Source organism: Oceanispirochaeta crateris (assembly GCF_008329965.1).
In the GTDB taxonomy this organism is placed as follows: domain Bacteria; phylum Spirochaetota; class Spirochaetia; order DSM-2461; family DSM-2461; genus Oceanispirochaeta; species Oceanispirochaeta crateris.
In genome coordinates, this window is sequence record NZ_CP036150.1 from 3,607,132 (window position 1) to 3,618,729 (window position 11,598).

Below are 11,598 nucleotides of genomic sequence, written 5' to 3' on the forward strand. Positions count from 1 at the left end.
GTTCTATTCTAGCCCTTCTACTATAGGATAAATTTTGTTGCTGTAATCTTCTTCTGAGATATCGTAGAAATCGGCAAAGAATTGTTGAGCCTTAAGATTCATGTCTGTTTCGGGAAAAATCTCATTATGAGACACAAACGCCATCCATTGCAGTCCCAGGAGCCAGCGGGGATCCGGCTGGTCCCAGCTATGAAAATCCATGGGGAAAGGATGGATCTCCCCTCCCTGATTCACGCTCAGTTCCATCCAGTAGGGATTCTCTTTCATGATATTGAGAACTTCGGAGACAGGCGTCCTATAGGAGATGAGAAAAATCTGATCAGGATTCCAGGCGGCTATCTGTTCAAATCCAACTGTTGTCCATCGTGTTCCCATATCTGCATCGGTCCAAACAGGATCTGATCCTGTCATTTCGAGCATCTTTGTCTGGATAAATGTAAGAGGGGGAACCTGAAATGCTCCGGTCCCATCCTTTTCTGAATAGTAGAGGATCAGGCTTTTCTTCCTATCTTCACTCTTTAACCCTTCTAGAGGATTCACAACGTTCATTGTGTATTCAGAGAATAGATTCTGCAGATCCATTGCCCTTTGGGGATTGCCAAAGATCTGGCCTAAAATTGCAAGATCCCTCTCCCAGGCTTCTGGGGATTCCAGGTCCATATAGATGACAGGTAAGCCAACTTTCTGGAACTCTTTGTCATATTTGCTGAACAGAAAATCTTTCATGATTACCAGATCCGGCGACGCAGACAGAATCTCTTCTATGTTGATTGTCCGTGGAAAAATAATTTTTTCATCGTATGAGGGATCGACGATGGGAAGAAAATTCCCTCGACCCTGATTTCCATCGGCCATACCTACAACACGTTCTCTGGCTTCAGGAAAGAGGAATAAGGCATCATTTACAAGGAAAGCCGATGATCCTGCCTGAACAATCCTTTCGGGAACTCCCGGCAGAACGACTGTTCTTCCTAGGGAGTCCTGAATTGTTATAGAGGTCTCAATCGTTTCGTTCTTGGAGGGTATGGAGCTGTCCTGGGCTCCTCCTGCCCACATCAATGAAAGATTCATTAGCATGAGTGTTATTATAAATTTTGTAGTTTTCATGGGTATAGAATAGTTCAGCAGTGAAGGCTTGTAAATATCAGATAAAAATGGACTGACAACCTCGGCCAAGCTCAGAGATGGTGGAAGAAGGGCCATTTTTCCTAGGCGTCAGACTCTTCGCAACATCGGCAGTCATGCTGGCAGGATGGTTGAGCCTTGATCACCTGGTTCCCATTGCAGCGTGGGCATGAAATGGCCTCCCCCGGTTCTACCTGGAAGGGCCTGTGACATGTTTTGCAGCAATACACGTTGGAAGCAAATAAGATTCTCCCTCCCGCTATTTCAAGAGGACCGCCATCGGTGAGGAAGTCGGCCGCTTTTTTTCGAGCCCGATTCAGAAGCCTGGTGAATGTGGGACGGGATATATTCATAATCCTGCTGGCATCTTTGTGGTCGTAGTTCAATTTGTCTGCCAACCTCAATGCTTCATATTCATCCAGATGCAGTTCAATAGGTTTTTTCTGACTGGTGGGAGAATCTTCGGCATTAAAGCGAAAAAACCTTGGTGGAGAATTTACAGATCTGACAATTTCATTTCTACCCATAGTCCATATCTTATTTTTATTCTTGATTTTACACAATAGTTCACAAAAACTCTCTTTACAGGCTTAGCACAGACTTGTTAATATGAACCATAGTTCAATATGAGGAGAGAGTATGGCCCAGAAATACGTCGTTATCGGTGGTTCAGCAGCCGGTCCAAAAGTAGCTTCTAAGATTAGAAGGCTTGATGAACAAGCTGAAATTATAATGATCCAGAAAGGAAAATATCTCAGCATGGCTTCCTGTGGATATCCCTACTTCGTCGGGGGGGTATTTGATGATCCAGGAGCCTTGATTGCCACACCCACTGGGGTCGCCAGGGATCCCCAGTTCTTTTCAAAGGTCAAAAATATAACGGCTCTGATTGAAACAGAAGCCATGAGCATCGACAGAACCGGAAAAAAGTTGCTTGTAAAAAACATTCCCACAGGTAAAGAAGAAGAAATCTCATATGACAAGCTTGTCATTGCAACAGGAGCTTCTCCGGTTGTTCCTCCCATCCCAGGGATAGATCTGGATGGGATTCATACACTCCAGAGTATGGAAGATGCGGTCACACTCAAAGACCTGGTTGTCAGCAAGAAGGCTAAAAAGGCTGTCATAGTCGGTGGTGGTCTCATAGGCATCGAAACCTGTGAGGCCTTTCAATTGGCCGGAATTGATACAACCGTCATTGAAATGCAGGACCAGATTCTTCCATTTCTGGATTGGGAAATGGCTAAACTTGTCGAGAATCACATGTGTTCCAAGGGTGTCAGTGTGATTACCGGAAAAGGAGTCACCAAATTTTTAGGTGAGAATGGAAAGTTGAAAGGGGTTGAGATCTCCTCAGGAGAAGTTATTTCCTGTGACAATGCTGTTATTTCTATTGGTGTTAAACCCAACAGCAGTCTGGCTTTAAATGCCGGTTTGAAAGTAGGCGACTCCAAGGGTATTCAGGTAAATCGTTTTATGCAGACTTCAGATCCTTTCATCTATGCAGCAGGGGACTGTACGGAAGTAACCAACCTCATTACTCACAATAAACAGCATTTTCCCATGGGTGATGCTGCCAACTTACAGGGACGTGTGGTTGCACAGAATGTAGTGAGAGGAAATTCTGAGGAGTATAACGGGGTCATTGGAACAGGAATCTGTAAAGTCTTTGATTTTACGGCAGGGAGTACCGGCTTGTCTCAGAAGATAGCGGAGAGAGAAGGTTTTCAAAATATCATCACAGCTGTTCATGCGGCTCCGGATAAGCCCGGATTCATGGGTGCCTCTCCACTTATTATTAAACTGATTGCCGCTAAATCAACCGGAAGATTTTTAGGAATGCAGGCTGTAGGCACAGGAGATGTGTCAAAAAGAGTTGCTATGGCGGCTATGGCTCTCCATGGAAGGTTATGCATCTCTGAAATGGTCAATCTGGATTTACCCTACGCGCCTCCATTTTCACCGGCTATTGATAACTTTATTGCAGCCGTTCATCTTCTGGAAAATAAATGGCAGCATCAGATGAATGGGATCTCGCCGGTAGAATTGAAGGCAAAGATTGACAGTGGCAAGGCGCCTTTCATTTTGGACCTAAGAGGCCCTGATGAGTTTGAACAGATGGAGCTTGGTATTGGTGAAGTCCTAATTCCTCTGGGAGCCCTACGTTCCAATTTGTCCAAACTTCCTCAGAACAAGGATGCTGAGATTGTGACATATTGTAAGATCTCCTTACGGGGGTATGAAGCCTCCTGTATCTTACGGGCTCATGGATATACCAATGTCTCTGTCTTGGAGGGAGGCATTGCGGCTTGGCCTTATCCTCGTAAAAAATGAGGTAAAACAGTTATAAAATAAATGATATAAGTGAAGCCGGTCCGGGAACAATGGGCCGGCTTTTTTAATGATGACAGTTTTTCTCTGTGTTTACACAGAGATCACGCCATGATAATTTGACTCTGTTATTTGCATATTATAAGGAGGAATTATGGCAATATTGACTCCTGAGTTTGCTCAGCAGTTTATTCAGAAAACCGTAAAGAATCTCCCATACAATGTAAATATTATGAATCATGAAGGCGTTATCATCGCCAGTAAAGATAGCAGCCGAATCGGCGATTTTCATGAGGTGGCTCATGGTCTACTTTCCGGTCAAATACAGAATGGAGTGGTTACAGAAGAGGATCATTTCATAGGCACAAAACCAGGGATCAATATGTTTATAGATCACCAGGGCAAACATATCGGTGTTATTTGCGTCTCAGGAGATCCTGACAATGTTAAAAATTTTGCTGGTTTTGTGAAGACAACAATGGAAACCATGCTCGCCTATGATTTAAAGATGTCCATGACACAGAGGTCATTAGGAGATGCTGAAAAATTCCTTCATTATATCCTTTTTGAAGAAGAATTTAATGTGGAAGATGCGAAGAGACTTCATGAACGTTATAGCAATGTGAGTCCGCAATTAGCCGTTGTCATTATTGTCCGCTATTCTTCCAGAATAGACAGAGACAAAATTATGAGAAGTCTGGCTTTTGAAAATGAAGCCAACAGGAAGGGCATTGCCATCAAGGGTAGGAATGACGATCTAATCATATTGAAAAACCTGGATAATCGGGTAAATGAGGGCATTCGGGACTATAAGGATCAGATCTTCAAATTTATTTGGGATTTGGAAGAAAAGCTCTCCGTCGTTCTGGAAGATCATGATCTTCAATATTACGTAGGAAGTCTACAAACCCGATTGGATATGTTTCGGACCTCTTATCATCATGCTCAGCATATTGCTTTTTATCCTCATCAGAGACAGAAAAATAGGGCCGTTTTTTTTCTGGATCACATCCAGGACTACATCCGTAATTCAATGACTATGAAATTTTATAATGATATTTTCTCAGTATTCCTCACACTCTTCCAAGGGGATGAGAAGCTGGTCATGGTGGAGACCATTAAGGCGCTGGCTGCCAATAACTACAACATTGTAAGTACCAGTAAGGATCTTCATGTTCATAGGAATACCATAACCTTCAGGTTGAATAAATTGAAGAACTCCTTGAATATCGATCCTCTGCTTATTGGATCCGATAGGGAGTTCCTAAATGAGCTGGCATATTACCTGGACAAAAGATAAAAATATTCACAGTCCAATTGGGCTTGAAAGAGTTGCATAAAGGGATCTTGTAACAAAAAAAGTCATACATATTGCTATTAATGAAAAATCTCTGAAAAATGGATGCTAATGCTCTTGGCCTCAGAAGGCAAAAGGATAAATTAAATGACCCAGTATTTCCTTCCTGTGCTGTACTCGCTGATTCAGATCTTTCTATTAGGGAGCATCGGTTTCATACTGCGCCGGCATGCCCACTGGAATAAGGATGTTTTTTCTTCCATCAGTCTATTACTTGTAAAAGTGACTCTTCCAGCCATGTTTATTACCCGTATGTCCTCTTTAAATCGGTCTGATTTGATTTCCGGGGCTTTTTTTCCCTTGTATACTTTTATTGTTATAGGTTTGTCTTTTCTCCTAAGTTTATTTTTTGCCAGAGTCTTCCGTATCCCGAAGTCTTCCAGAAAAGTTTATCTGGCTCTCAGTAGTTTTGGGAATGCAGGTTATATCCCGTTGGCTCTGGTTGATATTCTAATGGTAACAATTCCGGGGTTTAAAGAATATTTTGGTTCTTCTTTACCTTATCTTTACATAGGCTCCTTTTTACTGACCTATAGTCCGCTCTTATGGAGCCTTGGAAATTCTCTGGTTACCGGATCTACCGAGAAAATACGGTTCAAACAGTTTCTAACACCTCCGGTTCTGGGAATCCTCATCGGCTTTACCTTGTGTCTCTTGGGTTCCGGGCCGCTTATCAACAATTATTCACTTCCTTTTCATTACATACATGGAGGTTTAAAGACTCTAGGCTCGGTGACCTCTCCTTTGATTTTACTGGTGTTGGGAGCCATGGTGGGAGACTTGGAATTTTCAAAGTCATTTTCTAAGGAAGATCTCAAATTTGCCTTGACCCCCATGTTCGTACGATATCTGGCCTTGCCTGTTAGCTTCCTTCTCCTGCTGAAACATGTTCCATTCATATCGAATCTGGCTCCAGCCATCTTGCTTATTCTCTTCATGGAAGCCCTCATTCCTCCTCCTGCCAATTTTTCTATAATGACAAAAACGGCGGGAAGAAATGAAGAAGAAACGGCTTTGTCCATTCTTGCTACCTATGGGGCCTACCTTTTTATGTTTCCCCTGTATTTGATGATTTTTTTAAAGATTATCCAGTTTTGATTCCTTTCTAACGGAGTCCTGATTCTATTATGCACTATGTGCAGGATGCACAAAAGTAGGATTCCTTTTGATACTATCCGAACATATCTTTCAGCCTTTCTGTATGGTTCAATGAATACAGAGTACTGGTAGGGGAGGTCCTTTGTGTCTTCCCTCTCCATATCAGTGTCTAAACGACAGGAAGGAGTAAGTAGTATGAAAATTGGATTCATTGGGCTTGGAATTATGGGGAGACCCATGGCGAAAAACCTGCTTAAAGCGGGTCATAAACTCATTGTTTTAGATATGAATAAAACCGCGGTTGAAGAGTTAGTTGCAGCAGGTGCTGGTTCTGCCCACACAGCCGCAGAAATTGCCTCTCAAACAGACTTGATTATCACCATGCTTCCTAATTCTCCCCATGTAAAAACAGTGGCTTTGGGAGAACATGGTTTGATTGAATCTGCTGCTCCGGGCAAGGTCCTCATCGATATGAGTTCTATTTCCCCCGGAGCATCTCAGGAAGTTGCAGCCGGATTGGCTGCGAAGGGGATGGATATGCTGGATGCCCCTGTTTCTGGTGGAGAACCCAAGGCAATCGATGGAACCATTGCTGTCATGGTGGGTGGTAAAAAAGAGGTCTTTGACAAGTTCAAAGAGATCCTGGATGTTATGGCGGGTTCTGTTGTTTATGTTGGAAAAATTGGTGCAGGCAACACGACGAAACTGTGTAATCAGGTTGTTGTCGCCCTCAACATAGCAGCCGTTTCGGAAGCTATGATCCTGGCCAAGAAGGCCGGAGTAGATCCCGAACTCGTCTATCAGGCCATCAGAGGCGGTTTGGCTGGAAGCACTGTCATGGATGCAAAAGCACCGATGATGATGGATCGAAATTTTAAGCCCGGATTCAGGATAGATCTGCACATCAAGGATATGGCCAATGCACTGGAAACTTCCAGAGCCGTCGGGGCTCCTCTTCCTCTGGCCGCTCAGGCCATGGAGATCATGCAGGCCATAAAACAGGATGGCTGCGGCGTAGAAGATCATGCCAGCATTGTGAAGTTCTATGAAAAAATATCCAATGCAGAAGTCACAAGAAAAGTATGATGTCTTAGGTCTTCTTCTCTGAAAATAAGGTCCCGGAGTTCTTGTGATCCTTCTCCGGGAGTTTTAAATTGAATAGATTTATATAAGCATTTGGAATACTAGCTTTTTTCTCTCTACAATTTGAGGATCTAAGGTCGCTGAATTGTTGATCAATTCTGTTGATTTTTAGGCATTACATTGACCAGTAACGCCAGGATAGCTGATAATGAGGAAATGTTTAAACGTAAAAAGAAGGACAGGCTGACGTCAAAAGAAGTAGATGCAGCTCTGGTTCGGCTTCGCAAAACATATGATGACTACATCATCAGCTATATGACTTCTATTGATGAAAAATCAGCCTTTGAAGACCGGTATATAGAAGCTCTGCATGCCCGGGTGGATCTGACTCGTTTTATAAGAGACGAGATTGGATACCTGCAAGGACTCATTCGGGAAGGGGAAGCGCAAAAAGCCCGTTCCCAGAGACCCGTAGTAGCCGTGGAACGTCCTGTCAAAGGCTTTGCCGACAGGATTTTGGAAGAACTGGAAAAGAAAATAGAATCTTATCCCGAAATCGTTCTCCATGACGATGCCTCCATTGAGGTCAAAAAGCTATATGGAGCTCTGAAAGTTCTGGACCATGAGTATTGGACTACTATTTCATCCTTTATTAGAAAAGTTCACTCCTCTACAGTCAGTTATAACCTTGAAAATAGGCTTTATAGGATGACCACCGTAGGTGGAGATGCCGTTCCGCCTGATTTAGACAGATATCTTTTTTTACTCAACCAGAAAGGGAAGTACACGAAAGAGCTCTTTAGGGAATCACAGGAATGCATTAAAAGAGCTTCTTTTTTCCTCCACGAGTTGCATCAAATCCTCTTAGAATGTCAGGATCGCGGATTAATGGACGAAAGTGTTGAAATTGCCTATAATTATGTTGAAAATATAATAAATGATTTTAGACTGAAAGATTTAAAAAGGAGATAATTATATGTCAGAAGTAATTATTACTGATGAGACATTCGAGCAGGAAGTATTGAAATCAGAAATTCCGGTTCTTATCGATTTCTGGGCAGAATGGTGTGTTCCCTGTAAGATGCTTAGCCCCCTTGTGGCTGAGATTGCCGAAGAATATGCGGGTAAACTCAAGGTTTGTAAAGCCAATGTAGATGATGCCCCCGAATTCTCAGGACGGTATAATATACAAAGCATTCCCACCCTGATGGTCTTTAATAAGGGTGAAATTGTTAAGCAAAATGTTGGTGTTATACCCCGGGATACTATCGAAGAAATGTTCAAAAGCCTTCTCTGAGTCTCTCTTTCATTACGACGAAGGGACAAACTCTTCGTCTGTATTGACCCCTCCAAAACTTTTTGAGCTGGTTGGTACTGTGTGCCAGTCAGCATTACTGTTTGAGTCAAATGAAGTACTGTTTCTGCATAAGGACCTGGTTGCGGTCGTATAGTGGGAGGGAATGGCTTCTTTTGGGGAGATGGATTCATTGCTAAACTCCCAGGCTCCCGATTCATAGAGGTCGGCAGCTGCGTCAAAGGTTCGGCTGGTCCAGCCTAAATAATCATTTTCCGGGTCGGGGTCCCGATCCGAGTACACAACACCATCTAGAAGCACACCATCCGGGGCGTTGTATAGCGTCAGGATGCCGTTCGCACCCGAAAGGCCCGAATCTTCAGGGAACCAGAGGTCCCAGGCTTCATCAGAACTGAGCTTTCCTCCCGAAGCAGTCATATCCATATTTTCGGAGATCTCCTGAGTCAGAAATTCACGACGGCAGTGGATTATCACATAATCCCCTTCATTTAATTCCAAATCCGGAAAAACATAGCGGTATTCGTAAAATCTTCGAGTTCCGTAGTACAGGCACATACCGGCGGTATTCCCCTCTGAACGGGCATAGAGTTCGATGCAGTCGGGGTTGCTGTCAGAGCCTTCAGGATTAAATTCGTTGATCAGAAGGTCGGGAACACGGGGATTCCATCCCCAGAAGAGAAGGACAAATCGGCAGCTGTTGCCTCCGAGATCTTCCACGCTTATGGATGCCTTATATTGTCTGCCCGGTATGAGGGACTTTTGGGGGACTAAGGTCAGTGTCTTTTCATCTTTGACGGTCAGCAAAGCCGGGTCTCCCGAATCCAGTGTAATCGTTTCATTTTGGGCCTTCACCGGCTCATCGAAGAGGATCGAGACCTGAGGACTGTCAGTGGGATAAATTTCAAGAAGTCGGGGAGGGGAAAGGTCCGGTTCCAGTAGAAATTCTTCTTTACATTGAAGAGAACAGGCCGAGCACCCAATGGAGAAGAGCAGGGTTAAAAGTCCATAGGTCCTGCATGTTTTCCTTTTTTCCATCTTGCGGTGTTTCATGAAACCATAACGGGCAGGAATGATGCCCTGATTCAAAAAATCTCGTCATGAAGGAGCAGAAAAAGCCGATAAATATAACATGAGAAAAGGTATAGCTGTTTTTACATTCTTGTTCACTGCTGCCCTGGCCGTCCTGTCTTCTCAGGAATTGACCATTGAGCCGGGTGATGTTTATATCGATATGGTGGCAGGTGAAGGATTTCACCTTTGGGTCAGGCAAAAACCGGGCATGAATTCTATACTCCTGACAGAATCTACGGCGGATCCGGAAAAACTGAGAGATTCCTTTGCTCTTAGGGCCTATGAGTATAACGATATTAATGGGGACGAACCTAGGATGCTGAATGGCGAGCTGCTCCCCAAGGATAGAAATATGTTCTATCTCATCGATTCCAGCCCTGAATATAATGAACTCATAGAGGACATGGCTTTTCATATCTATGTCCCTCTTCAGCTGACTTATGGGTACGCATGGAGCCGTGAAGGCCAATTAGATATCCGTCAGGGGACCTGGCTCAACATCCGTGCCTTTTCCAAGGCTTATGCTGATTATTCAGGTGTTTATAGTGATAATCCTTTTATCCTTTCAACAAGGATCAAAGAGCTCCCCCCTGCGGTGATTCCCGAAGTGGCGGATAAAGAGCTGGAAGACATCATGGAAGAAGCTGCCCTTATGACAGGGGGGGAATTTATCCGTGCCGATGACGGTGATGATGCCGTCGATAAAATCGGCCGTATCATTACCTCCGTGGAAAGCGGTAGCATCGATATTGTTCTTGTGGTGGATTCCACGGTCAGCATGAAAAATGACATCAATTTTATTCAGAAGAAACTTGTCCCTCTGGTGAAGACTCATATTGAGGGGTTTGAATCCTTCCGGATCGGAATTGTTCTATACCGGGATTACAAAGAAGCCTATTTGACAAAAGAAATACCCTTTCAAACAGATATGGATAAGGTGCAGTGGCATCTTGATCGGATCACTGTTTCCGGGGGACGAGATATTCCAGAAGCGGTTTATGAGGGAATCTTCAGCGGCATTTCCAATTATGAATGGACCGCAGATCACCGTATCATCATCCAGGTGGGTGATGCTCCTCCTCATGAGGAGCCTGTAGGAGAAATTACCAAGGAAATGGTGTACCTGGAAGCGGCTGATCTCGGGATCTCCATTTACCCCATTCTTCTTCCTTCGGAGTATTAAAAAAAACGGTTTTCCATGGAAAACCGTTTTTTTATTTATCGTGCAGGACGGGAATCATTGCCTTCTGGTACCTTTCTGGCGGGATACTTGTCCGGATCAACTTCTTCCATCGGTTTGCCTTCAAGTTCTGCTAGTACTTTTTCTGCCAGGACCCTATAGCGAGGTGGAAAAAGGATGACGTAACTGCTGGTTTCATATTGATCCAGGACTTTCTTCAAACCCTGAATTGCCAGATCTTCGGCACCCATTTTTTTATGAAGTATGGCTCTCTCATATTCCGCAGCGATCACTCTTGCATGGCTTTCGGGATACCGGATCAAGAATACTTCGTAATAAAACAGGGCTGTCGCCGTCTTGTTATTATCCACAGCTTCCTGAGCCTGTTTGAAAAACATCTCTTCAGACCATGTCGGGTCGACTCCCCGGGGAACCGACTGACAGGAGAGCAGTACTGATATCAGTATTATTGTATAAATGATTTTTTTTCGCATTATTTCCCTCATTATGATGAGGATCATAATACTCTACAGAGACTGGCTTTTCAAGTCAGACCAGCACAGACGGCTCATTCAGGATAGAATGTAAACTTCATCCTTGATGGGGAGGGTCTTTTTGAGTTCTTTCAAAAAAGTTTTTGTATCCCCCATGGGTTCATACAGGTCACAGTCTTCGGTACTCCTGCGCGCCACAGTAAAATACTTGTAGAATTTTTCCTCACCCAACTTCTTTTTCCATTTCCCCGCATCGCAGCGGACCCTAAGCTGGTATTGATCATTGTTGCCGGTACTGGAGCGGATGAGTTTACAGTGTATGCAGTTGGCGCAGTATATCTTATCGGCATAGGTTTCCTGAATGGGGGGTTCCGGTGCTTGATGTGCCTGTGTGATAGTTGTTTCTTTGTACATTGATTGTACACCTCCTGTAGTGCTCAACGTGGGTTACACGCTGCTCCTTATGATTGTCGGCTCAAAGGTGCATAAGTTTTAGAAAGATCTGAAATGACTGTTCATTCATCAGCCAATCCGATATTATCAT

12 protein-coding genes are annotated in these 11,598 nt (G+C 43.8%); 7 read left to right on the plus strand and 5 right to left on the minus strand.

Translation table 11 applies throughout. From position 1 onward, the window contains the following. Positions 1-3 precede the first annotated feature (3 nt). Both EXM22_RS16410 and EXM22_RS16415 read right to left on the minus strand, forming a co-directional pair. Positions 4-1,107, minus strand: coding sequence for an ABC transporter substrate-binding protein (locus EXM22_RS16410; protein WP_168203575.1), 1,104 nt, complete (start codon positions 1,105-1,107; stop codon positions 4-6). 101 nt (positions 1,108-1,208) lie between these two features. Continuing rightward, positions 1,209-1,652: a DUF134 domain-containing protein gene (locus EXM22_RS16415; protein ID WP_149487560.1), complete on the minus strand. Its 444-nt coding sequence runs from the start codon at positions 1,650-1,652 to the stop codon at positions 1,209-1,211. Between the two features lie 112 nt (positions 1,653-1,764). On the opposite strand from EXM22_RS16415, the gene EXM22_RS16420 reads away from it, so the two are divergent. The 6 genes from EXM22_RS16420 to trxA all read left to right on the plus strand — a co-directional run bounded on the left by EXM22_RS16420 (position 1,765) and on the right by trxA (position 8,291). Continuing rightward, the gene (locus EXM22_RS16420) at positions 1,765-3,459 is read left to right on the plus strand and encodes an FAD-dependent oxidoreductase (protein WP_149487561.1); all 1,695 of its coding nucleotides are present in this window, start codon (positions 1,765-1,767) and stop codon (positions 3,457-3,459) included. 151 nt (positions 3,460-3,610) lie between these two features. Then, positions 3,611-4,756 carry a CdaR family transcriptional regulator gene (locus EXM22_RS16425; protein ID WP_149487562.1) on the plus strand — a complete coding sequence of 382 codons (1,146 nt, stop codon included), beginning with the start codon at positions 3,611-3,613 and terminating at the stop codon, positions 4,754-4,756. Between the two features lie 144 nt (positions 4,757-4,900). After that, positions 4,901-5,911 (plus strand): AEC family transporter, encoded by a 1,011-nt coding sequence (locus tag EXM22_RS16430; protein WP_149487563.1) that lies wholly within the window; start codon positions 4,901-4,903, stop codon positions 5,909-5,911. Positions 5,912-6,076: 165 nt separating this feature from the next. Further along, positions 6,077-6,997 (plus strand): 2-hydroxy-3-oxopropionate reductase, encoded by a 921-nt coding sequence (gene garR / locus EXM22_RS16435; protein ID WP_281289996.1) that lies wholly within the window; start codon positions 6,077-6,079, stop codon positions 6,995-6,997. A gap of 213 nt (positions 6,998-7,210) precedes the next feature. After that, positions 7,211-7,966: a hypothetical protein gene (locus EXM22_RS16440; RefSeq protein WP_149487565.1), complete on the plus strand. Its 756-nt coding sequence runs from the start codon at positions 7,211-7,213 to the stop codon at positions 7,964-7,966. 4 nt (positions 7,967-7,970) lie between these two features. Further along, positions 7,971-8,291, plus strand: coding sequence for a thioredoxin (gene trxA, locus EXM22_RS16445; protein ID WP_149487566.1), 321 nt, complete (start codon positions 7,971-7,973; stop codon positions 8,289-8,291). Positions 8,292-8,303: 12 nt separating this feature from the next. On the opposite strand, the gene EXM22_RS16450 is transcribed toward trxA, so the two are convergent. Then, entirely contained in the window at positions 8,304-9,395 is a 1,092-nt protein-coding gene (locus tag EXM22_RS16450) for a lipoprotein TP_1001-related protein (protein WP_149487567.1), read from the minus strand. 43 nt (positions 9,396-9,438) lie between these two features. On the opposite strand from EXM22_RS16450, the gene EXM22_RS16455 reads away from it, so the two are divergent. Further along, positions 9,439-10,563, plus strand: a complete 1,125-nt coding sequence (locus tag EXM22_RS16455) for a vWA domain-containing protein (protein WP_149487568.1) — start codon at positions 9,439-9,441, stop codon at positions 10,561-10,563. Positions 10,564-10,598: 35 nt separating this feature from the next. On the opposite strand, the gene EXM22_RS16460 is transcribed toward EXM22_RS16455, so the two are convergent. Together EXM22_RS16460 and EXM22_RS16465 are read right to left on the minus strand one after the other, a co-directional pair. After that, a complete protein-coding gene (locus EXM22_RS16460; RefSeq protein WP_149487569.1) occupies positions 10,599-11,054 on the minus strand; it encodes an outer membrane protein assembly factor BamD in 456 nt (151 codons plus the stop codon). Between the two features lie 78 nt (positions 11,055-11,132). Continuing rightward, positions 11,133-11,468 carry a hypothetical protein gene (locus EXM22_RS16465; protein ID WP_246157038.1) on the minus strand — a complete coding sequence of 112 codons (336 nt, stop codon included), beginning with the start codon at positions 11,466-11,468 and terminating at the stop codon, positions 11,133-11,135. Positions 11,469-11,598: the final 130 nt, after the last annotated feature.